The 22,598-nt window shown below is 57.8% G+C and carries 21 protein-coding genes; 14 read left to right on the forward strand and 7 right to left on the reverse strand.

What is annotated here, in order from left to right; genetic code table 11:
• The first annotated feature begins 60 nt into the window (after positions 1–60).
• The 3 genes from FIV46_RS06015 to FIV46_RS06025 all read left to right on the forward strand — a co-directional run bounded on the left by FIV46_RS06015 (position 61) and on the right by FIV46_RS06025 (position 3,409).
• A complete protein-coding gene (locus FIV46_RS06015; RefSeq protein WP_139939460.1) occupies positions 61–2,049 on the forward strand; it encodes a protein meaA in 1,989 nt (662 codons plus the stop codon).
• A 142-nt stretch (positions 2,050–2,191) separates the two neighbouring features.
• On the forward strand, positions 2,192–2,911 hold the full coding sequence (locus tag FIV46_RS06020; RefSeq protein WP_139939462.1) for an alanyl-tRNA editing protein: 720 nt from the start codon (positions 2,192–2,194) through the stop codon (positions 2,909–2,911).
• A gap of 3 nt (positions 2,912–2,914) precedes the next feature.
• Positions 2,915–3,409, forward strand: a complete 495-nt coding sequence (locus tag FIV46_RS06025; RefSeq protein WP_139939464.1) for a nuclear transport factor 2 family protein — start codon at positions 2,915–2,917, stop codon at positions 3,407–3,409.
• On the opposite strand, the gene FIV46_RS06030 is transcribed toward FIV46_RS06025, so the two are convergent.
• Positions 3,406–3,894 carry an aminoacyl-tRNA deacylase gene (locus FIV46_RS06030; RefSeq protein ID WP_181163077.1) on the reverse strand — a complete coding sequence of 163 codons (489 nt, stop codon included), beginning with the start codon at positions 3,892–3,894 and terminating at the stop codon, positions 3,406–3,408. The two genes, FIV46_RS06025 and FIV46_RS06030, sit on opposite strands and share 4 nt — an antisense overlap.
• 270 nt (positions 3,895–4,164) lie before the next feature.
• Here FIV46_RS06030 and FIV46_RS06035 point away from each other — a divergent pair, with 270 nt between their 5' ends.
• Positions 4,165–5,298, forward strand: a complete 1,134-nt coding sequence (locus FIV46_RS06035) for a tetratricopeptide repeat protein (protein ID WP_139939468.1) — start codon at positions 4,165–4,167, stop codon at positions 5,296–5,298.
• Positions 5,299–5,379: 81 nt separating this feature from the next.
• Here FIV46_RS06035 and acs read toward each other — a convergent pair whose 3' ends face one another.
• Together acs and mnmC are read right to left on the reverse strand one after the other, a co-directional pair.
• The gene (gene acs / locus FIV46_RS06040) at positions 5,380–7,323 is read right to left on the reverse strand and encodes an acetate--CoA ligase (protein ID WP_139939470.1); all 1,944 of its coding nucleotides are present in this window, start codon (positions 7,321–7,323) and stop codon (positions 5,380–5,382) included.
• An 82-nt stretch (positions 7,324–7,405) separates the two neighbouring features.
• Positions 7,406–9,334, reverse strand: a complete 1,929-nt coding sequence (gene mnmC / locus FIV46_RS06045) for a bifunctional tRNA (5-methylaminomethyl-2-thiouridine)(34)-methyltransferase MnmC2/FAD-dependent 5-carboxymethylaminomethyl-2-thiouridine(34) oxidoreductase MnmC1 (RefSeq protein WP_139939472.1) — start codon at positions 9,332–9,334, stop codon at positions 7,406–7,408.
• A 163-nt stretch (positions 9,335–9,497) separates the two neighbouring features.
• On the opposite strand from mnmC, the gene FIV46_RS06050 reads away from it, so the two are divergent.
• The 3 genes from FIV46_RS06050 to FIV46_RS06060 all read left to right on the forward strand — a co-directional run bounded on the left by FIV46_RS06050 (position 9,498) and on the right by FIV46_RS06060 (position 12,774).
• Positions 9,498–10,046 carry a hypothetical protein gene (locus FIV46_RS06050; RefSeq protein WP_139939474.1) on the forward strand — a complete coding sequence of 183 codons (549 nt, stop codon included), beginning with the start codon at positions 9,498–9,500 and terminating at the stop codon, positions 10,044–10,046.
• A gap of 119 nt (positions 10,047–10,165) precedes the next feature.
• On the forward strand, positions 10,166–12,481 hold the full coding sequence (locus FIV46_RS06055; RefSeq protein WP_139939476.1) for a S8 family peptidase: 2,316 nt from the start codon (positions 10,166–10,168) through the stop codon (positions 12,479–12,481).
• 8 nt (positions 12,482–12,489) lie between these two features.
• Entirely contained in the window at positions 12,490–12,774 is a 285-nt protein-coding gene (locus tag FIV46_RS06060) for a hypothetical protein (protein ID WP_139939478.1), read from the forward strand.
• A 1-nt stretch (position 12,775) separates the two neighbouring features.
• Here the strand turns inward: FIV46_RS06060 and FIV46_RS06065 are convergent, their stop codons facing one another.
• On the reverse strand, positions 12,776–15,019 hold the full coding sequence (locus FIV46_RS06065) for an EAL domain-containing protein (protein ID WP_139939480.1): 2,244 nt from the start codon (positions 15,017–15,019) through the stop codon (positions 12,776–12,778).
• 334 nt (positions 15,020–15,353) lie between these two features.
• Here FIV46_RS06065 and FIV46_RS06070 point away from each other — a divergent pair, with 334 nt between their 5' ends.
• From FIV46_RS06070 to FIV46_RS06090, 5 genes are read left to right on the forward strand one after another with little or no spacing between them, the layout of a single operon-like run.
• Positions 15,354–15,608 (forward strand): sulfurtransferase TusA family protein, encoded by a 255-nt coding sequence (locus FIV46_RS06070; protein WP_139939482.1) that lies wholly within the window; start codon positions 15,354–15,356, stop codon positions 15,606–15,608.
• A gap of 8 nt (positions 15,609–15,616) precedes the next feature.
• A complete protein-coding gene (locus FIV46_RS06075; protein ID WP_139939484.1) occupies positions 15,617–16,027 on the forward strand; it encodes a SufE family protein in 411 nt (136 codons plus the stop codon).
• Positions 16,027–16,440 (forward strand): group III truncated hemoglobin, encoded by a 414-nt coding sequence (locus tag FIV46_RS06080; protein ID WP_139939486.1) that lies wholly within the window; start codon positions 16,027–16,029, stop codon positions 16,438–16,440. The genes FIV46_RS06075 and FIV46_RS06080 overlap by 1 nt, the downstream gene beginning before the upstream one ends.
• Before the next feature lie 31 nt (positions 16,441–16,471).
• Complete coding sequence (locus tag FIV46_RS06085; RefSeq protein ID WP_139939488.1) at positions 16,472–16,900, forward strand: PaaI family thioesterase; 429 nt, start codon at positions 16,472–16,474, stop codon at positions 16,898–16,900.
• On the forward strand, positions 16,897–17,334 hold the full coding sequence (locus FIV46_RS06090) for a PaaI family thioesterase (protein WP_139939490.1): 438 nt from the start codon (positions 16,897–16,899) through the stop codon (positions 17,332–17,334). The genes FIV46_RS06085 and FIV46_RS06090 overlap by 4 nt, the downstream gene beginning before the upstream one ends.
• A 53-nt stretch (positions 17,335–17,387) precedes the next feature.
• Here the strand turns inward: FIV46_RS06090 and FIV46_RS06095 are convergent, their stop codons facing one another.
• A complete protein-coding gene (locus FIV46_RS06095; protein ID WP_139939492.1) occupies positions 17,388–18,710 on the reverse strand; it encodes an amidohydrolase in 1,323 nt (440 codons plus the stop codon).
• A gap of 257 nt (positions 18,711–18,967) precedes the next feature.
• Here FIV46_RS06095 and FIV46_RS06100 point away from each other — a divergent pair, with 257 nt between their 5' ends.
• Entirely contained in the window at positions 18,968–20,206 is a 1,239-nt protein-coding gene (locus FIV46_RS06100; RefSeq protein ID WP_139939494.1) for a sensor domain-containing diguanylate cyclase, read from the forward strand.
• 9 nt (positions 20,207–20,215) lie between these two features.
• Here the strand turns inward: FIV46_RS06100 and FIV46_RS06105 are convergent, their stop codons facing one another.
• The gene (locus tag FIV46_RS06105) at positions 20,216–21,184 is read right to left on the reverse strand and encodes a ChaN family lipoprotein (RefSeq protein WP_139939496.1); all 969 of its coding nucleotides are present in this window, start codon (positions 21,182–21,184) and stop codon (positions 20,216–20,218) included.
• Positions 21,185–21,333: 149 nt separating this feature from the next.
• Between FIV46_RS06105 and FIV46_RS06110 the strand changes: the two genes are divergently transcribed.
• Positions 21,334–22,341 carry an NADP-dependent oxidoreductase gene (locus FIV46_RS06110; RefSeq protein ID WP_139939498.1) on the forward strand — a complete coding sequence of 336 codons (1,008 nt, stop codon included), beginning with the start codon at positions 21,334–21,336 and terminating at the stop codon, positions 22,339–22,341.
• A 1-nt stretch (position 22,342) separates the two neighbouring features.
• Here the strand turns inward: FIV46_RS06110 and FIV46_RS06115 are convergent, their stop codons facing one another.
• Entirely contained in the window at positions 22,343–22,564 is a 222-nt protein-coding gene (locus FIV46_RS06115; RefSeq protein ID WP_139939500.1) for a hypothetical protein, read from the reverse strand.
• Positions 22,565–22,598: the final 34 nt, after the last annotated feature.

The following is a 22,598-nucleotide window of genomic DNA, read 5'->3' on the forward strand; positions in this document are numbered from 1 at the left end:
AAAACAATTAGTTTAAGCATTAAATAATTGCTGCTTTGCAATAAGAGGGACGAGAGCAATATGGAAAAAGCACAAAAAGACAGGCCCTGGCTGTTCAGGACATATTCGGGGCATTCATCGGCCACAGCCTCCAACGAGCTCTACCGGACCAACCTGGGCAAGGGCCAGACCGGTCTCTCTGTGGCATTCGACCTGCCGACTCAGACCGGTTACGACAGCGATCATGTGCTGTCCCGGGGCGAAGTGGGCAAGGTGGGCGTACCGGTTTGCCACCTCGGCGATATGCAGGCCCTGTTCGACCAGATCCCGCTGGAGCAGATGAATACCTCCATGACCATCAACGCCACCGCGCCCTGGCTGCTGGCCCTCTATGTGGCGGCGGCGGAAGAGCAGGGCGCCGATCGTTCCAGGCTCAATGGTACCGTACAGAACGACCTGATAAAAGAATACTTAAGTCGAGGGACCTATATCTTCCCGCCCGAACCCAGCATGAAGCTGATCACTGACGTCATCAGCTTCACCTACCGGGAGATTCCCAAATGGAATCCGACCAATGTCTGCTCCTATCACCTGCAGGAAGCCGGTGCGACACCGGTGCAGGAACTGGCCTACGCTCTGGCGACGGCGGTGGCGGTACTCGATTCGGTGCGCGACAGCGGCCAGGTGCCGGCAGAGGAATTTCCCAAGGTGGTGGGCCGAATCAGCTTCTTCGTCAATGCCGGCCTGCGCTTTGTCACCGAGATCGCCAAGATGCGGGCCTTTGTCGAGCTGTGGGATGAAATCACCCGGGAACGATACGGTGTGGAGGAGGAGAAATATCGCCGCTTCCGTTATGGCGTCCAGGTCAACAGCCTCGGCCTGACCGAACAACAGCCGGAAAATAATGTCTACCGTATCCTGCTCGAGATGCTGGCGGTGGTGCTGAGCAAAAAGGCCCGGGCCCGGGCGGTACAGCTTCCGGCCTGGAACGAGGCGCTTGGCCTGCCGCGCCCCTGGGACCAGCAATGGTCGCTGCGCCTGCAGCAGATCATGGCCTTCGAGACCGACCTGCTGGAATATGAGGACCTGTTTGACGGGTCCACCGTGATGACGGCCAAGGTGGAGGCCCTGAAAGAGGAAGCCCGCGCCGAACTGGCCCGAATCGAAGAGATGGGCGGCGCCATTGCCGCCGTGGACAGCAGCTACATGAAGCAGAAGCTGGTGGAATCCAACAGCGCCCGGCTCGGGGCCATTGAAAGCGGTGAACAGACCGTGGTCGGGGTCAATAAATTCACCGAGACCGCGCCGTCACCGCTGGTAAGTGAGGAAGACGGCGGCATCATGACCGTCGATCCGGCCGCCGAGCAGGAGCAGATCGAGCGGCTCAAGGCCTGGCGCGACAGCCGCGACGACAAAGCGGTGGATAGCGCCCTGGCGGAGCTTAAACAGGCCGCGCAGGAAGGCCGCAATATCATGGAGCCGTCCATCACAGCGGCCAAGGCCGGGGTGACCACCGGCGAATGGGCCCAGACCCTGCGCGAGGTTTACGGCGAATATCGCGCCCCGACCGGGGTCGGCAAGGCGGCGCGCGGCGAAGCCGGCGACAGCCTGGAGGATGTGCGCCATCAGGTGGACGAGGTCAGCGACAAGCTCGGTCGCCGCCTCAAGTTCCTGGTCGGCAAACCGGGCCTCGACGGTCATTCCAACGGCGCCGAACAGATTGCGGTCAAGGCGCGCGATTCCGGGATGGAAGTGGTCTATGAAGGTATTCGCCTGACCCCGGCGCAGATCGTCAATGCGGCGCTCGAGGAAGGGGTGCATGCGGTGGGTCTGTCGATCCTGTCCGGCTCCCACCTGCCGCTGGTCCGGGATGTGATGGAGCGGATGAAGAAGGCCGGACTTGAGGATATTCCGGTGATTGTCGGCGGCATTATCCCGCCCGAGGATGAAAAGCAGTTGCTCGACATGGGCGTGGCCCGGGTCTATACGCCCAAGGATTACCAGATGTCGGAGATCATGTCAGATATCGTCGGTATTGTCGGCCGGCGGCATAACCAGTACCGGCGCTGAGTGATCTGCCGGAGTGTTTCATAAGGCGGCTTTGGGAGCCGCCTTTTTTGTGCGGGCCGTTTGCTGTTCCCACTTCTGATTCTTTCCCTTAAGACCCTTTTTCTGTTATGGTTTTATTAGATTAGAAAAAGGGGATATAAAGATGACAAAGGAGCTGTTCCGCGAGGACGCCTATCTCCGACGTTGTTCCGCTGTCGTGACGGACGTCAATCCGCACGGCGGGATCATTCTTGATCAGACTGTTTTCTATCCCACTGGCGGCGGTCAGCCCGGCGACAGCGGCCGGCTTGTGCTGGAGGATGGTCGTGAGATCAAAATCTCTACCACGGTCACGGACCGGGATAGCGGCGAGGTGATCCATGTGCCGGAGGAGGGCCAGACCCTGCCTGCGGCCGGAGCCAAAGTCAGGGCCGAAATCGACTGGGACCGGCGGTACCGGCATATGCGCATGCATACCGCGCTTCATCTGCTCTGTGCCGCGGTGCCCTGCGGGGTGACCGGCGGCCAGATCGGTGAAGACAAGAGCCGGCTCGACTTTGATATCGGTGACCGAACCCTGGACAAAGAGGAGATCTCAGCCACGCTCAATCGTCTGGTGGAGGAAGACCATGTGGTTGACAGTTACTGGATCACGGAACAGCAGCTGGATCAAAACCCGGAACTGGTGCGCACCATGTCGGTGCAGCCGCCGCGGGGGTCCGGCCGTGTGCGCCTGATGAAGGTTGGGAACGGCGTGGACCTGCAGCCCTGTGGCGGCACCCATGTCAAGCGGACCGGGGAAATCGGCGCGCTCAGGGTCAGCAAGATTGAAAACAAGGGCAAGCGCAACCGGCGCGTCAATATCATGTTTGCGGGAGGATAGCTCATGAATGTCAGAACCATAACCCTGGGCGTCATCTCGGTGTTCTTTCTGGCCTCGCAGGCGCTGGCTTTTGACCGGGCAGCGGAGGAACGGGCGGTTGCCGCCCTGCTGGACGGATTCCACGACGCGGCCGACAAGGGTGACAAGGAGCGCTACCTGGGCTCCATGACCAGGGATTCGGTGTTTATGGGCACCGACAGCCGGGAACGCTGGCCCTATCCCGAGTTTGAAAAATATGTCGGTGAACGTTTCAGGGACGGCAAGGGCTGGTCCTACCGGTCCGTTGAAAAGCACATTGATTTTTCCCCGGATGGCCGCACCGGCTGGTTCGATGAAATCACCCGATCGGAAAAATGGGGTGATTTCCGCGGTACAGGCGTGGTGGTGAAGGAGGACGACGCGTGGAAGATCGCCCACTATTCACTCACTTTCCTGGTGCCCAACCAAGTCTGGGAACAGGTCTCGGAAATCGTTCAATCAGCGACCGACGGCAACTAGACTCTTTCGGCATACTCCACGTCGCGGGTGAAATCGCCGTAGACTGCCCCCTGCATGACATGGCGGAAGTTGTCCGCTTCCATGTGGACCAGGGATTCATGGTCCCCGCCTTCCAGGTAGATGTCGTCACAGTCGGCAAGATGGTCATCCAGGAACACCGTCAGGCCATAGGCCTGCCCGACCGGCGGCACGGCGCCGGGGTCGCAGTCGTTGAAAATCATTTCCACCTCGCCTTCCGACGCCATATCCACTTTCTCTTTGATGATATTCTCGATCTTGTGGATATCGAGCCGGTGATCGGCGGGAATGACTGCCAGCATATAACCGGTGCCCGAGGCCAGTAATACGCCCTTGGCCAGCTTGGCGCCCGGAATATGGGCGCTTTTTGCGACATAATTGCTGCGGTCGGCATGCGGGTGGGTCAGTGTTTCGTGAGAGGAGTTCATGCTCCTGAGATAATCTCTGAGGGATAAAGCCATACCCATTTTGAGCCTCCTTGAGTTCTGGTTGTACGAGATTAATGTGGTCAGAGTAGAGGTGCACATTGTACTACAAAATTACTTGTAATTCACACGAAAAGATCCATATCAGTATATGCAAATAGTGGCAAATACCGTTGCAGGGGTCCTTGTTTAGAGGGCCCTCGCAGGCGCGGTTCACGGATTATTGACCCGGAAGGCCTGTGATTTGTGGTACATTAAGGAAGATAAATAGAAAAACGGGGTAAGTTTAGTAGGGGGAATATAGGTGAGCATATGCGTGATTGGAGCGGTTTGGGAGCCCCGCTGAAACTTATATCCAGATTGATCATCCTGACATCTCTGCTGGTGTTGGCGGGGTGTGCTACTTTTTATGGCGACAAACAGTCCGATAAATCTGCGAAAATTACAACCGAAGACCTGCTGTCAGGCCGGGAGCTTTTCGGGGCAGAGGCTGTGTCCCTGACATTGCCTGAAGACGGTGTTCTCGAAATGAGTCCGGAGATGCGGGCCTTTCTGGACCAAAAGGTTCCCCTCATACAGAGCGATTATGTAACAATCAGATCAATTCTTACTTCTGTGGTCGGTAGCGGCGGGTTGAATATGGATTACAACAAGTCGGTCACCTACACGGCCCGGGAGGCTTTCCGCAAGGCGGAAGGCAACTGCCTCGGATTCAGTTACCTGATCGCGCTCATGGCGCGGGAAAGGGGCCTTAGGGCAACATTTCAGGAAGTCGAAATTCCGCCGGACTGGACGCCTGTGGACGACAGACTGATTTATGCCAATCGTCATGTCAATGTCCGCATCACGTCCAACGAAATGAAAACCACCGTGGTGGATATCGACCGTGTGAATGTCAAACCATACTACAAGACCGAACTGATCGGCGATCAGGAAGCCGAAGGACATTACTATAGCAACCTTGGCGCGGAATATCTGGACCAGGGGGATATGAAGAACGCCTTCAGGTATTTTGCCAAAGCCATCAGACTTGCGCCGGGTAATTCCCAGTTCTGGTCGAATTTGGGGGTGTTTTACCGGCTGAATGAAAAATACAATTATGCAGAGCGGGCCTATTTTATCGCCCTGGCCAGGAAACGGGACAATTATTCCGCCCTCAATAATCTCCATATTCTTTACGACCTGATGGGCGAGCCGGAAAAAGCGGCTTATTTTGAAAAGGTAGCCCGGGACTATCAGATGAAAAACCCCTATTACCGCTACTACATGGCAAAGGAAGCCTATGAAGAGGGCAACTATGATGTGGCTCTCTCCCATCTCCGGGAGATCATCAACCGGAAGATCCAGGAACCGCGTTTTTACACCCTGATGGCGGACACCTATGCCGCCCTGGGGGAAGAGGAAAAGGCCGCGGAAACCCTGGAGAAAAAACAGCAGATCCGGTAGCTTTCGTCCTCTTGCCTCATGAAAACCCTGATAACAAAAAAAGCCGGGCTCCAGGCCCGGCTTTTCCTTACAAGTACGTAGTTACCGGTTCTGCCGGTTTTCGATAAGTTCCTCCACCACAGCCGGTTCCGCCAGGGTGGAGGTGTCGCCCAGATTGGAATATTCGTTCTCGGCAATCTTGCGCAGGATGCGGCGCATGATCTTGCCGGAACGGGTCTTGGGCAGGCCCGGAGAGAACTGGATCAGGTCCGGGGTGGCAATGGGGCCGATTTCGTTGCGGACCCACTGGACCAGTTCTTTCCGCAGCTCTTCCGTCGGGGTGACGCCATGGTTGAGGGTGACATAGGCATAGATGCCCTGGCCCTTGATATTGTGGGGATAGCCGACCACGGCGGCTTCGGCCACGTCATGGTGGGCGACCAGGGCGCTTTCCACTTCGGCCGTGCCCATGCGGTGGCCGGACACATTGATCACGTCGTCGACCCGGCCGGTGATCCAGTAATAGCCGTCCTTGTCCCGGTGGCAGCCGTCACCGGTGAAATATTTGCCTTTATAGTTGGCGAAATAGGTCATGTAGAAGCGGTCATGATCGCCGTAAACCGTCCGCATCTGGCCGGGCCAGCTGTCGGTAATCACCAGGTTGCCTTCCGCATTTTCATCCAGTACATTGCCTTCATTGTCCACAAGCTGCGGCTTGATGCCAAAGAAAGGACGGGTGGCGGAGCCCGGTTTCAGGTCGGTGGCGCCGGGCAGCGGCGTGATCATGATGCCGCCGGTTTCCGTCTGCCACCAGGTGTCCACGATCGGGCAGCGGCTGTCGCCAACCACCCGGTAATACCATTCCCAGGCTTCCGGGTTGATAGGTTCACCCACGGAGCCGAGCAGCTTCAGGCTGGAACGGTCATATTTGGTAACAAATTCGTCCCCGGCGCCCATCAGGGCGCGAATGGCGGTGGGCGCGGTATAAAGGATATTCACCTTGTGTTTTTCCACCGTCTGCCACAGCCGCCCGGCGTCGGGCCAGGTGGGGACGCCCTCGAAAAACACCATGGTGGCGCCGTTGGCAAGCGGCGCATAGCAGATATAGCTATGGCCGGTGATCCAGCCCACATCGGCAGCACACCAGTAGACGTCGCCGTCATGATAGTCGAACACATATTTAAAGGTCAGGGTGGTATAGACCAGATAGCCGCCGGTGGTGTGCAGCACCCCTTTCGGCTGGCCGGTGGAGCCGGAGGTATAGAGGATGAACAGCGGATCCTCCGCATTCATTTCCACAGGCTCACACTCGGCCGGAACCTGGGCGGCGGCATCCTGATACCAGACGTCGCGGCCTTCGGTGAAGGGAACATCGTTGCCGGTATTGCGCACCACAATCACATTCTGCACGCTTATGTCCTTGTGCTCCAGGGCCTTGTCCACATTGGCCTTGAGCGGCACAAGGCGGCCGCCGCGGCGGCCTTCGTCGGCGGTGATGATGATATGGCTTTTACAGTCATGGACCCGTCCGGCCAGGGCTTCCGGAGAGAAGCCGCCGAACACCACGCTGTGCATGGCGCCGAGCCGGGCGCAGGCCTGCATGGCGAACAGGGCTTCGGGGATCATCGGCATATAGATGGTGACCCGGTCGCCCTTCTTCACGTTATGCTCTTTCAGTACGTTGGCGAAGCGGCAGACTTCTTCATAGAGTTCCCGGTAGGTGATGGTGCGCGAAACACTCGGGTCGTCGCCTTCAAAAATAATGGCCACCTGGTCAGCCTTTTCCGGCAGGTGGCGGTCGATACAGTTATAGGAAACATTGAGCGTGCCGTCCTCAAACCAGCGCACATGCAGGTCGTCCTTGTCAAAGGAAGTGTCCTTCACTTTGCTGTAGGGTTTGATCCAGTCCACGACTTTGCCCATTTCCCCCCAGAATCCGTCCGGATCCTCGACGGAGCGCTTGTACATTTCCAGATACTGGTCGTTGGTGAGGAGGGCCCGTTCAGCCACTTCTTTTGGTACCGGGTGTGTGTGGATTTCAGTCATTGTCTTTCCCTATAGGTTGGCAGGATCTATTACATCTCATCATATTTTTATGGCGGTTCCAAGTCAAAGGATGTTGTGGATTTTAACGTCCTTTGACCAGTTCACGGATCAGGAAGCGGGCTGGATGCAGGGCATGGGAGATTTTCTGTTCCAGCGGCGGGATATTGCCGCAGATCAGGCCTGTCAGTTGGGCGGCCAGTAGGGGCGAAGTCAGGAAACCCCGGGCGCCGAGGGCGCTTAATACATATAGGCCGCCGTGATAACGGGCGTCGGGCAGGGGTTTATGACGCGGGCCGTGGCGGAGCGACTCATATTCCTGCAGGTAAAAATCCCGGTCCGGCACCGGTCCCGCATAGGGCAGGTGGTTGGGACTGAAGTAGCGGATGGCGCTGCGTCCGCCAAGCAGGTCGGCCCCGGCCAGTTGCGGCAGCAGGGCGGCGGCTTTGGCGCGGTTTTCATCATGTTCCCGCTCTGTCACCGCGGGCATCAGGTCGGGATCGGCCAGCGGCAGGAAACTGGCGCCGGCGACGGTCACCCGGCGGCCCTGCAGCACCAGGGAGGGGACCACATAGCCTTCTTCGGTGATCACATGGTCCGGCGCTGCCGCCGGCGTGCGAAACAGACTGATCTGGCCGCTCAGTGCCTCCAGCGGCAGGTGCGACGTCAGGGGCAACTTGCGGATCAGCGACGGTGTGGCCAATATTACCGCATCCGTCTCGATCAGGGTGTGATCGTTTTCATCCCGCAGATGCCAGCGTCCGGCGCGTTTTTCCAGCGTTTCGACCTGCTGGCCGCCGCGGAAATCCAGGTCCCGGTTCAGAAAGGCACAAAGTTTTTCCGGGATCAGGTAGCCGAGGGTCGGGAAACAGAGGCTGCCGTCCTCTTTCTGTTCAAGGAGATGCTCCGGCAGCGGCGTGGTTTCCATGATCCGGTTGAAGCGCGTCTGTTCTTTATCCGAGGCCGCCCGGCGTTCCAGGCCGCAGGCGTAAAAGATTCCCTCTGGCAGATTCCGGTAAAACTGCAACGCATGCAGCAGGGCGTGGCGATGAAAACGCCCCTCCCGTCCGTCATCCACGCTGAGGAAAGGATCCAGGATGGCGGCCGGGTTTCCGGACGCTTCCTGCATCGGGGCCTCCTGCCGGTCGAGAACCGTCACCCGGTAGCCGGCGCGCGTCAGGTGCCAGCCGGCCATCATGCCGGCAATGCCGGCGCCGACGACAGCGATATGGCCGGACCGGGGCAGAGGGGCAGGTGGATTATACCAGGGCTCTCCGACGAGATAGGGGCGCTCGGGCTGCGCGCTGTCCCCTGTGAAGATGCCGCGCAGGCATTCCCGTTTGCCGGCAAATCCCGGCGCTTTTTCCATGGCGAAGCCCGCGTCCTCCAGGCCGCGCCGGACGAAACCGGCAGCGGTGAAGGTGGCGAGCCGGGTACCCGGACCGCTCAGGCGGGCGAGGGCGGCAAACAGCCGCTCGTTCCACATGTCCGGGTTGCGGCGCGGGGCAAATCCGTCCAGATACCAGGCGTCCAGCGGCGCCGGCACTACTTTGTCCAGCATGTCGCAGGCATCGCCGAACAACAAAAGCAGAGTGACCCGTCCGCCAAACAGGCTGCGCTGGTGAAAGCCCTGAATGGGTTCGGGGTAGGCGGCGAGCAATTCCTCCAGCTCTCCGCAAAGCTCCGGCCAAGGGGCCAGCGCTTTGCGGATATCTTCCGGCGCCAGGGGATACTTCTCTACCGACAGATAAAACAGCCGGGCGTCTGCGGGAGCCACCTGCAGCCACTCATGGACGCTGAGCAGGAAATTAAGTCCGGTGCCGAAACCGGTCTCGCCGATACTGACGCGGTGCCTGTTCCGCCATGCTTCCGGCGCACCGATACCCTGGAGGAAAACATAGCGGCTTTCCTCCAGCCCGTTTTCCGGGCTGTAATAGATATCCTCAAACTGACGGGAAGCCGGGATCCGGCCCTCCTGCCAGTAGAGGTCTTTATCAGACTGGTCGTTCGACATCAGGTCCTGCTGGTTTCCAGGGCACGCTGTTTATGGAGCTGATCATAGAAACTCCTGTCGCGGAAGCAATTGGCAATTTGCTCCAATGCCAGTATGCTGCCACGGGACAAGCTGAAACCGCAAATGGGAGTTATGCCGAATGTCTGTTGGCCGGGTTGTGGGAATGGTTTTTATATTGAGTGTACTGGGGGTGTCGCCGGGATATGCCAAGGACGAGAAAAAGCCCGTGGTGCCCTGTTCCCATCCGGTGTTCCGGCTGTTTGATTTCTGGGTCGGGGAATGGCTGGTCTATGACCGTGAAAGCGGCAAGCTGGTCGGTTTTGACCGGATCAGCCGGACGCTGGCCGGCTGCGCCCTGCAGCAGAGCTGGATCTCGCTGGATGATTATTTTTCTTCCCCGGGGGTGCCTTTCCGGATGAACGGCAAAAGCCTGACGGCCTTCAACGGCAAAGAGTGGGTGCAGTTCTGGGTCGACAACCAAGCCGGTTCACAGATCCTGAAAGGCGGGCCGGAGGATAAAGCCTTTATCCTGTCATCGGACGAGCCGCTGGGCGGTTACATCTTCCGGATGAGCTGGACCCCGGACAAGGACGGCAGTATTCATAATATTTCCGAGCGGCGCAAGGAAGACAGTGAGGAATGGGAAACGGTGTTTGATTTCATCTATCGCCGCAACCTCAATCGTCGGGAATTCGAGGACGAGGAAGAATAGCCGGAATAGCAGATGGAGCCGAAGGGCGTTTTAACCTTTGGGTAAGGAGCCTTCGGTACCCTTGTGATGTGGGATAGAATCCGGTTTCCCGCCGGAACGGAGGGGGTGGAAGAAAACGCATGAATATGATGCTCAGGACGCTTGTTTCTGCCTCTGCTGTATGCCTGCTGACCGCCTGCGGCGGTTCGGGCGGCGGCGGTGTGACCTCTTCGCCGACACCAGCCACGCCGGACCCTGATCCGGTCATCCCGGTGATTGATTATGATACGGCCGAATATCGCCTGAATTACGGACTGGACCAGATAGGCGCCATTGCCGCCTATGAGGAAGGGGTGACCGGCGAGGGCATTACCGTGGCCGTCATCGATACGGGAATCGACACGGATAATTCTGAGCTGGTCGGCAATATCAGCCCCGACAGCATCAATATCATCACCGGAAGTTATGTGGACGTGGAAGATTCGGATCCGGATGGCCATGGCACTGCCGTGGCCGGGGTCATCGCGGCCAATAAAAATGACAATTGGGTGCATGGCGTGGCCTTCAATTCCACGATCCTGGCCATCAATGCAGCGGACCCGGGGTCGTGCGAGCCGGATGGGGATTGTTCTTTTTACGACAGCGACATTGCTGCGGCGGTGGATTATGCGGTGGCCCATGGCGCCAGTGTCATCAACATCAGCCTTGGCGGCGACGCCCCCAATACGCCGACGCTTTCCCACGCCCTCAGAAATGCGGTCGAAGCCGGACTGGTGATCGTGGTTTCCGCCGGCAATATTCAGGACGATGACCCGGCCGGCACCGGGGATGAGCCCGAGGCCTCCGCACTCGATGCCCTGCAAAGCTGGGCCAACGGCCAGATCATCATTGCCGGCTCGGTGGGTGAAAATAACGTCATCAGTGATTTCAGCTACAAAGCCGGCACGATCGCCCAGGAAGTATTTCTGGTGGCGGCTGGCGAGTTGATCCCCGCAGTAGACATCAATGAGGAATTTAAATGGGCGTATTCCGGCACCTCATTCTCCACCCCGCATATTGCCGGGGCGGCGGCCTTGCTGTTCGAGGCCTTTCCCAACCTGACCGGCCAGCAAGTGGCCGAACTGCTCTATTCTACCGCGACCGACCTGGGTGATGAGGGGCTGGACAGCGTTTACGGCTCCGGCCTGATCAACCTGACGGAAGCCTTTGCCCCGCAGGGCACTACTTCGGTGGCGGTGCAGACCGCAACTGGCGAGGTGATCACTGTGTCGACGGAGACGGCCGTTGTCTACACCCCCGGGGCTTTCGGCAGCCTCGCCGGGATGGCGGATGCCCTGTCCGACAGCATGATGCTCGACGGCTATAACCGCTCCTACAGCATCGACTTGGGCGAAAATATTCATCTCGATGACCGGGGTCCTGATCTGGAAAGCATTACCGACAGCAGCCTGCAGTCCCGCGATGCCGTGCTCACCCTGTCGTCCACGGCGGACATCAGTTTTTCCTGGAAGGAGGAAGATCGTTTCCGGGAGATCGACGAGCTTTATTTCAGCAATCGCAATGTGGCGGAGAGGCGAGTCCGCGACCTGCGCTTTTCCTTCCGTCAGGACCTTCCGGGCGGGGCGCAGTTCAGCCTGGCCAGCGGGTTGAGCGTGGCGGAACTGACCTCTGACTATAACCATGATGATTTCCTGACCATCGGCAAGGGAGATTTTATGTCCCTGCAGATCCGCGACGGCAGCACGACGGCGCTGGCCGGTCTGCCTGTGACACAGGCAACGCGTTTCAGGATGTCGCTGGGGCAGGGGCAGAAACGCTTTGACAGCATTGGCCTGGAAACGGAAAGCCTGCTGCTGCTGACCGAACTGGAACATGATCTCTCCGCTGCCTTCACGGCCGGGGTCGACCTGGGGATGCTCCGCGAAGACGGGTCGGTGCTCGGCAGCCTGTCCGACGGAGCCCTGAAAATCGGCGAGGGGGCCAGCAGCCTGTTCGCCACCCTCAGGTTTGATTATGCGCTGTCCGGCAAACTCAGCCTGTTTGGCAATTATTCCCGGGGCCTGACCACTGTGGAGGCGGCCGCCGCAAGCCTGCTCGGCGGGCTGGACCGGCTGACCTCAAGCAGTTTCTCGCTGGGGCTGAAAGGGCGCGACCTGGCCGGTCTGGGCGAACAGGTCAGCTTTGCGGTCAGCCAGCCCCTCAGGGTGGACAGCGGCGCCGCCAGCGTCAGCTATGTGGAAAGCCGGGATTATGTGAGTGACGTGCTGAATTTCGCCAGCCGCCGGGTCTCGCTGGTGCCGGACGGGCGCGAGATTGATATCGAGCTGGCGATGGAAATGGCCGGTTTCTTCGGGGCGACACTTCGGGTTAATATGCTGCATCAGATCAACCCGGGACACAGCACCACGGCCGGGGATATTTCCTCTGTGCTGTTCAGGCTGTCTTCCGGTTTTTGAGGTGTGACATGAAACTTTATCCGATCCTGGGGCTGACCATTCTGCTCTCCGCCTGTGCAGCGAACAGCGAATTTCCCCGTGCCGCCGCGGCCGACTGGCCGGCCGGGACCATTGAAACTGCCGAGGGTGTCTTTCAGGTGCCGCTGGGACAGGACAAGAACGGCTGCATGATGTACCAGACCAAGATCCCCGGCGCCAAGACAACCCAGGTGATCAAATACCGGAAAAAAGACGGCAGCTTTACCATGAACCGGGCCGAGGCCGATTGCCCGGCCGTGGCGGACCAGGACTAGATCAGGAATAGAGCCGTTCGTTGTGGGCTTTGATCCAGTCTTCGAACTGTTCCACCGGCAGCGGTTTACTGAAGTGGTAGCCCTGCAGGACGTCGCAGCCTTTCTGGCGCAGCAGCTGGACATGCTCCTCGGTCTCCACACCCTCGGCAACCACTGTCAGGCCCAGGCTGTGTCCCAGGCGGATAACCGCATCGGTGATCGCGGCATCGTCATGATCCTCGGTAATATCCCGGATGAAGGACTGGTCGATTTTGAGCTGATGAACCGAAAATTTCTTGAGGTAAGCCAGTGAACTGTAGCCGGTGCCAAAGTCGTCGATTGCCAGGTTCACACCCAGACTGGACAGCTTTTCAAGTTTCGGGATGATACTGTCCTTGTCGGCAATCACCATACCCTCGGTAATTTCCAGTTCCAGCCACTGCGGGGCCAGTTTTGACCTGGTCAGCGCATCTTCCACCCGTTGGGTAAAGTCGCTGAGGTGGAACTGTTTGGCGGAAATGTTGACGCAGACCCGGAACGGGGGCAGGCCCTTGTCCTGCCACTCCTTGGCCTGGCGGCAGGCTGTTTCCATAATCCACTGGCCGATCGGGATGATCTCGCCGCAGTTTTCGGCGATCGGGATAAACTGGTAAGGCGGTACCAGTCCCTTGACCGGATGATTCCAGCGCGCCAGCGCCTCGGCGCCGACAACGCTGTTGTCAATGGTGTCCAATTGCGGCTGGTAGTGAAGACTGAGTTCGTTCCGTTCAATGGCCCGGCTCAGGTCCATCTCGATTTCCTTTTCCGCCTTGGCGGAGGCGTCCATCTGGGAATCATAGATGCGATACAGCCTGCGGCCGTCATCCTTGGCCTGGTACAGCGCCACATCTGCCATGCGGATCAATTCTTCCGGAATCCTCGAATCATGGGGATAGAAGCTGATGCCGATACTGGTGGCGACATTGTGTATTTTATCTTCAATCTCAATGGGCTGCTGAATTTTGCTCAGGATCCGTTTGGCGATTCTGGTCACCACTGTTTCGTCGTCCAGGTTGGTAAAGACGATCGCGAACTCGTCGCCGCCCAGCCGGGCGACCGTATCCACTTCCCGGGCGCACTCGGTCAGGCGTTCTGCGATGATGCGGAGCAGCCGGTCACCTGTCGTATGGCCATAAAGGTCATTGACCGGCTTGAACATATCCAGGTCGAGGAACATGACCGCGACTTTTTTACCGAGCCGCTTGGCCATTTTCAGGGCTTCATCCAGCCGTTGCTGCAACAGGTTCCTGTTGGCCAGGCCGGTCAGGCTGTCGTGCAGGGCCATTTTCCGGATCAGCGCTTCGGCTTCAAATCGCTCGGAAATGTCGCGAACCAGGACGGTATATTGCCGCTGGTCGTTGAAATGTACTTCACGGATACTCAGTTCCACGGGGAAATGGGCGCCGTTTTTGCGGTAGCCGGTTTCCTTGCGCTTGAATTCTGTTTTATTCCGGTCAAGGGAATCGAAGTAATCGATCATATCTTCCTGATCGATGAAAAAGGTGGAATTCAGCAAAAACAAAAGGCTCTGGCCGACGACTTCATCGACCGTATAGCCGAACATTTCCTCTATGGCATGGTTGGCTGTGAGGATCATTGCCTCCTCGTCGATTGTCACAAGGCCATCGGCCATGGCGTCCAGGATGGCCTGGATCCGGCGGGCGGATTCTTGTGCTTCATTCTGGGCCAGTGCCAGTTCCTCGGCCATCTGTACGGCATCCGCCGCCTGCTTCTCCATAGTCTGGCGATGAATGTTTATTTCTTCCAGCCGGGTAGACATTTCCTGAAGATCGTTCTGTTCCAGGTTCTCAGCCTTTTTGCGGGAAGTCATGTCCAGCAATGTCAGGATATAGCCGGTGTCCGGAAGGATCTCGCCCTTCACTTCGATGTGTCGGCCACTGGGCAGTGAATGTTCGAAGGAAACCGGAAATAAGTCCCGGGCTGAGGTGAACCGCTTCATTTCCTGAAACATCTGGCTGGAAACGGTGTCCGCAGTGTCAGGTGAGTCGGGGGATACCAGGTCAAGAAAATCGCGCAAATATCTTGTCTCCCGGAAAAAACTTTCCGGGATATCAAGAATATTCAGAAGTTTCTTGTTCCAGGACTCAAGTCGCAGGTTGCCGTCAAAGACAGCCACGGCATGCGGGAGTCCTTCGAGCAAAAACTGAATATCGCCTGCTACGGGAGCAACTGTTGTTTTTCTTATCGGCAATATCTCACCATTCATACTAATGTACTTTTCCCTGATCTGCACTCGGAGTGAGTCTAGGGGGTCGGACTTAATTTGTGGTTAACGCGGTCCGGATATCCGGAGCTGGACGCAAATCTCGGGCCTTTTCGTATGTGTTTGATTTAAATATGGAAATTTAATAGGTGCGCATGCATATTGTCTGACAAAGAGCGGCTGGACGCCTGTGGAGACAGGGCGCGGGACAAGGGATGGGAGTAAGCCTTTGGCTGTCGGTCAGGTGTGAAATATTTTGCCAGTCCGAGAACGAGATGCTACATCGACACTGCAACACTGAATGAAACATGTGCCGGTCTTCCGGCGGAAAGTAGGGATGAGCAAGGGTCAGGAAATAACGGAGCTGGATGTATCCGGGCACAAATGTCCCATACCGGTCCTTCGTCTTCGGAAACTGCTGGAAATCAGTGCCCCCGGCACCTATATCAGGGTCAGGGCAACGGATGAAATGACCCTGCTGGATATTCCCCATTTTTGCGACCAGGCCGGCCATCGGCTGGAAGAGCAAACGGAAGAAAACGGGGCATATATCTATGTGGTCCAAAAATCCGGCACACAAAAAACAGGGTAATGTCAGGTATGGATATCACTGAAGTCATTGAAACCTTCGAATTTCTGGAGGACTGGGAAGATCGCTATAAATACATCATCGACCTGGGGCGCGAGCTGCCGGAACTGGCCGAAGACGAGAAGGTCGAGGAAAACCGGGTGCACGGCTGCACCAGCCGGGTCTGGCTGGTGCACAGCCTCAAAGACGGTAAAGTGATTTTCCGCGGTGAGAGCGATGCCCATATCGTCAAGGGGCTGGTGGCGCTGATGCTGATGATCTATTCCGGCAAGACTCCGGCAGAGATACTTCAGACCGATGCGCGTGATATTCTCAATCAGCTGGGACTGGAAAAACATCTTTCTCCCATGCGCACCAACGGCCTGTTTTCCATGGATGAAAAAATCAAAACCATTGCCCGGGCCTACGCAGGAGGCGCGTGATGGCCTTTTCCGAAATCACCCCGGACAACATCAAGACCCTGGTCGATAGCTTTTACGGCAAGGTTCGCGAGGACGAGGTGCTGGGCCCCATTTTCGAAGAAAAGATTGGTGACCGCTGGGATCAGCACCTGCCCAAGATGTATGCTTTCTGGTCCAATGTGATGCTGAAAACCGGCGGTTATGACGGCCGCCCGGTGCCGCCGCATGTGGGCATCAAAGGCATCAACCGGGACATGTTTGCGCGCTGGCTCGAGCTGTTTCACGCCACGGCCCGGGAACTCTATGAAGCCGAACTGGCGGAGAAATTTGTCGTCCGCAGCAATATGATTGCGGAAAGCCTGCAAATTGCTATCTTCAGGATATTGGGACAGGAGGGCGGTTTTGCCGCCAAACCCTGGACGCCGGGACAATGAGCCAAGCCGTAACAGAACAAAGGGGACAAATGTGAGCCTGGACCTGAAGCAGATTCTTCCCTATGTCATGCACGCCAACAAGATCGGTATCGAGATACTGGGCACGGAAGGCACTGCCGTCCTGAGCCGACTGAATTACAGTGACGCCATTTCGGTCGGCAAGGGGAAGGGTATTATCGCGAACGGTGCGGTAAGCACCCTTCTGGATACGGCGCTCGGCATGGCGGTTTTTCAAAAGGTCGGGGAATTGCGCGGCATGGCGACACTGGACCTCAGGGTGGATTTTCTCAGGGCCTCAACCCCGTTCAGCCCCATCAACGCCCGGAGCGAATGCATTCGCTTGACCCGGGAAGTGGCCTTCGTGCAGGGAGAAGCCTGGTGTGAGGATCCGGCGCAGCCGGTTGCCCGCGCCTCTGCCGCCTTTTCCATCAGCGACCAGAATGTGGGGAGTATGGGATGATCGTCGGAGAATTCAAGCCGCTGTTGGGCAAGGATGATTTTGACCATGAGGTATGTGACGGCGGCTATGGTGAGCTTCTTAACCTGGTCCTGCGCCGCCGGGCCGGACGGCTGTCAACCGTGATGAAATTCGACCATGACCTGATCGGTTCTCCCCTGCCGCCGGCGCTGCATGGCGGCGCCATCGCCGGCATGATGGAAGTGGCGGCCTACTGCCAGCTGATCTGGGACCTGGAAATGAGTAAAAGTCCCAAGACCGTTGATATGAATATTGATTACCTGAGGAGCGGCAAGCCGCAGGACCTTTTCGCCGAAGCGGAAGTGGTCCGTATGGGGCGCCGTTTCGCCAACCTGCATGTGACGGCCTGGCAGGACGACCGCGACAAGCCCATCGCCAAGGCCCATCTGCATTTCCTCGTTATCGACGACGCCTGAATAAAAATCCCCCTCCTGCCGGGCAGGAAGGGGATCGTTACGATTCTGCCAGGTTATTTCTTCGGCATCAGCTCCAGCAGGGCCAGAACCGTGGCCTCGACACCGGCCGTGATCGACGGTTCGGGGGCCACCTTGAACAGCGGCGAATGATGGCTCGGCACTGCCGGTCCGCCTTTCCTGGCTTTCTCAAAGGTCTCTTTCGGGGTGCCGCCGACGGCAAAATAGACGCTCTTGATCTTCGGGTCGGTGGTGAAGAAGGGGAAATCCTCGGCGCCCATGCCTTTGGTCGGGATATCCACAACCGCATCTTCGCCCATTCCCGCCTTCCAGACGGTCTTCAGGCGCCGGGCAAGCGCTGCATCATTCACGGTCGGCGGCGTGCTTTCCTTGGAATAGATCACTTCCGGCAGCAGGTCCTCCGGCAGGCCGTTGGCCCGGCCGATGTTGACCGCAATGCGCTTGATGCCGTCGAGCAGGATTTTACGGGTTTCCGGGCTGGTGTTGCGCACGGTGAGCTGCAGGTGGGCCTCGTCGGAAATGATATTATGCTTGGTGCCGGCATGGAAGGAACCGACGGTCACAACACCCGGCCAGCGGGGCGGCAGTTCCCTGGACACCAGGGTCTGCAGGGCCATGACAATTTCCGCGCCAATCACAATCGGGTCCTTGCCCGCATGGGGGTGGGCGCCGTGGGTGCCGATGCCGTGGACGATGATATCGACGCTGTCAGAACCGGCATAGGGGGAGCCTTCGCTGACATTGATGACACCGGCTTCGTCATTGGCGGAAACATGGAACGCCAGGGCATAATCCGGTGTGCCGAACCGGTCCCAGAGATGGTCTGCCATCATGTTCCTCGCACCCATGATCCGTTCTTCCGCTGGCTGGCCGATCAGCATCAGGGTGCCTGACCACTGGTCTTTCATGGCGTTCATGCGCCGGGCGGTGCCCACCAGGCTGGTGATATGCACATCATGGCCGCAGGCATGCATGACAGGCACCATGTTGCCGGTAATCGGGTCTTTCTGGGTCGCCTTGGAGGCATAGGGCAGGCCGGATTTTTCCTCCACCGGCAGGCCGTCCATGTCGGCGCGCATCATGACCAGCGGACCGTCACCATTCTTCATGATGGCGACAATGCCGGTGCCGCCGACGCCTTCGGTGACTTCAAAGCCCTCCGCGCGCAGTTCCTTGGCCAGCCGGGCCGCGGTCTTGGTCTCGGTCAGGCTCAGTTCCGGATTTTTGTGAAAATGGACGAACAGGTCTTTCAGGTAACTGTCATAATCCTTGGCGATGGTTTTGCTGAGATCCTCGCCGGCAAAGGCGGTCGAGGCCAACATGGTCATACCAATGATAAAGGAAACTGACTTTTTCATACTACTATCCCCGTAGGTTGTTGGTTATGAGGAAACTCTAACAGAACCGGGAGGGAGATCAAACAAAAGCTCTTTGGGTCGGAAAGGCGGAAGGGGCGCGGCAGAATTTTTTCTCATCAAATCTCCCTGATATTTCAACAGCTTTGGCGCCGATTTTCCCTATCCCGGGTGTAGTTTTTTACTTACAAATTTATCTATCAAGATTTTGTTTATAAATAGCTCATACCCTAGGGTTATCTTAGTTGTCAGAGTTGGTTATGACGTACGAAAAGAACACCACTAACATATATCCGCTGCTCGGTATTCTGATGTTTTTCCTGCTGTTGGCCGGGATGGTGTTTTCTGACGGCAATATCGCCGGCGTCTTTGCCGTCTTTGGCATAACCCTTGCCGTTTTCATGGTCTTTTACCTCTATCGGAAAAACGTCTCGCTGGAGGAAAAACTGGAAGAAACCTCCCTGGAGCTGCACGCCAGCCGGGATGCCCTGGCTGCGGAAAAATCGGCGTTGCAGAAAATTGCCGAGGAAAATATCGGCCTTGCGGAAGAAAACTTTCTCGCCCGGGAAGAAGCCGAAGCGCACAGCAGTCTTCTGATGGCGGTCATGGAAAATATGCCCCAGGCGGTCTGCCTGGTGTCGGCCGACGGGGAAATGCTCAACTGGAACAGTAAAATGGCGCCCCTGTTTGGCCTGGCGCCGGAGGCCATCAGTGCGGACATGACATTTGCCCAGCTCAGCTGGAGCCTGAGCGATGCGCGGCTGAGCGTTCCCGACCACGCCCTGGTCGGCAAATACAACCTGTCCGACGACCTGCCGGAAACCGCTGTCCCTGATGAAGTGACCCATTATGAACGGGAAATGGAGGACGGACGCACCCTGGAAGTGTTCCGGACTGTCCTGCTGGACGGTAGTTTTGTCGCCACCTATACGGATATCACCGAGCGCAAGAAAGCGGAACATGTGATCCGCCGCATGGCCCATTTTGACGGTGTGACCGGCCTGTCCAACCGGGCGCATTTCACCGAGAAACTGGAAGGCCGGCTGCACCAGAGCCGCCGCAACGACGGCCCCTTTGCCGTCGTCATGCTGGACCTGGATAAATTCAAGCATGTCAACGATACCCACGGCCACCCCATGGGAGATGCGCTGCTGGAAAGGGTGGCGGAAATCTTCGCCGTCAGCGTCCGGGATGATGACCTGGTGGCCCGTTTCGGCGGCGATGAATTCGCCATCATGTTTGACGAAATCAATGAAATTGAAGAAGTTCTGGCCCCGCTCAACAGGATCCTGAAAAAGATCTCCCAGCCGCTGGAAATCGACGGCGTTGAGCTGGAAGTAGGGACCAGCATGGGGGTTGCCATGTTCCCCGATCACGGCACCACCGCCGACGGACTGATCAAGACCGCCGACGAGGCTCTCTATCTGGCCAAGAAAAACGGCCGCGGCCGGATCGAGGTTGCCGGTCTGCCGCCCAAAGGGCTCAAGCTGCTTGTATAGCGGCCCCTTCTATTTGCCCTTGTTGTTGAATACGGCGCAGGGGTTATCCCGGTCCGTTGCCTCACTGAAGATCACAAAATTATAGGGCAGCCGCTTCACGCCCTGCGCAGCGGCATAGTCCGTGGGCGTCTCCAGGCCGGGTTGCACCTCGACCTGGCCGACGCTCAGGACCGTTCCCGCGACGCCTGATTTCACCAGATAATAGGGCACGCCCAGATCCCTGCGGACATGGCCGTTGCCGGCAATCAGGATCGCTTTGCCGATGGGGCTGAGGCCGGCCTGTTCAACCAGGCTTTGGCTCAGGGAGGCGTCCCTGAGGCGCTGGATCAGGCTGAACCGGGGCAGCACCCGGTCGGGCAGGGCATTGCAGTGGCCTTCCATGATTTCCTGTTGGCTTTGTTGCTCCAGCTCGTCGGGCCAGTCGATGTTCAGATAAGGGGAGAACGCAGCCCTCAGGTCGGCCGGCAACCCGCCCAGCCCCTGTTTATGCACAGCGCCCACATCATGGTGGGACAGGCCGCCGGCGCCGATCGGCAACTCCTTTTCCATGGCGATATCAAACAGGGGTTTGTACCAGGTCCAGTCGGGCCAGCCGCTGTGTTCCCAGTCCAGCAGCACCTCCAGGCCGCTGGCGTCGTGCCGGTGCGGGCTGCCGCCGGGCTCTGGCGAGGCGAAACGGCTGCGGAAAATGGCAAAGGCATTCTGCTTGCTTCGTTCCGCCATCTCAAAGACCACCGCTCTTTTCCGGTCACTGCCGGTCAGTTTGTCCAGCAACCCGGCCTGCCTGTCGTGATGGAGCTTGTTGTCATGAATCTCCCCAAGCAAGACGAAACGCGCCCTGTTCAGTTGCTCGATCAGCCGGTCGCGGGAAATAAAGGACTGGTCCTGCACATCCCAGATTTTGCCGCTCAGCTCTTCTGTCCGGCCGGATGTTATTAAGGTCAGGAAAAGCAGGACGGTGAGAGAGAATAGCCGCATGGAGCCTCATTTTTTGCTATGATAATGGGAAATCCGGGAAATCCGGGATTTCCAGTCAGGCCGAAAGCTTTGCGGATTGACCGGGGGAAGTCAACCGCCTTGCATCAGGTCCGGTAATAATATAGCTTAAAGATATATAGGAGGGCATTATGGCGGAAATCAATCATCAGGTTCTATTGAAATCCCGGCCGGTCGGCTGGGTGACCGAAGAAAATTTCGATTATGTGGCCGGTGACATGCCGGTCCCGGGCCCGGGAGAAATCCTGGTCAAAAACAAATATATGTCGCTGGACCCTTATATGCGCGGCCGTATGAACGAGGGCAAATCCTACGTGGCGCCGTTTGAAATCGGCAAGGTGCTGCAGGCTGGCGTGGTCGGGGAAGTGATTGAAAGCCATAACGAGAAATTTGCCGTCGGCGATCATGTTTCCGGCATGCTGGGCTGGGAAAATTACTCGGCTTCCAATGGCGCCGGGCTGATGAAGGTGGATCCTGATATCGCGCCCCTGTCCTGGAACCTGGGGATCCTGGGCATGCCGGGGATGACCGCCTATGTGGGGCTGATGTCGATCGGTGAACCGAAGGAGGGCGAAACCCTGTTCGTGTCCGCCGCCTCCGGTGCGGTCGGTAGCGTAGTCGGGCAACTGGGCAAGATCATGGGCCTGCGGGTTGTGGGCTGCGCCGGGGAAGATGACAAGGTGGCCTGGCTGATAGACGAACTGGGCTTCGATGCCGCCTTCAACTACAAGACCTGTGGTCCGGTTTACAAGAAAATGCGCGAGGTCTGCCCGGAAGGCATCGACATCAACTTTGAAAATGTCGGCGGGGAAATCATGGAAGCGGCCCTGTGGCAGATGAAAGACTTTGGCCGCATCATCCTGTGCGGGATGATTGCCAACTATAACGACACGGAAATGACACCCGGTCCCCGCGGCATGGCGGTGATGATCCAGCGACGGCTGAAAATGCAGGGCTTTATCGTCTCTGACCGCCCCGACCTGTGCGGGGAATATGTTCAGAAGGCGGCCGGCTGGGTCAGGGACGGCAAGCTGAAATACCGGGAGACAGTGACCGAGGGGCTGGAAAATGCGCCCCGGGCCTTCATCGGCCTGCTCAAGGGGGAAAATTTCGGCAAACAGATCGTCAAGCTGGACTAGGCTACTTTCGCGGCGGGCCCACATCTTCATTGCCCGGGGGCAGCAGATCCCGGTCGTTGATAGGACAGCGGGGAAACCCGGCGCTGGTCAGGGTGCCGTCCGGGCAGCGGTAACTGCAATTACCGGCGCTGTCGCAGATATTGCGGGCCATCTCCTCACCGGCTTCCCGGGTACAGGCAGCGAGAGAAATTATAAATAAAATCAATAAAATACGTTGCATCATCCGACTGTCCTTAGTGTCAGCGAAGTTTCATTTA

The sequence above is a fragment of the Emcibacter nanhaiensis genome, assembly GCF_006385175.1.
GTDB lineage: Bacteria > Pseudomonadota > Alphaproteobacteria > Sphingomonadales > Emcibacteraceae > Emcibacter > Emcibacter nanhaiensis.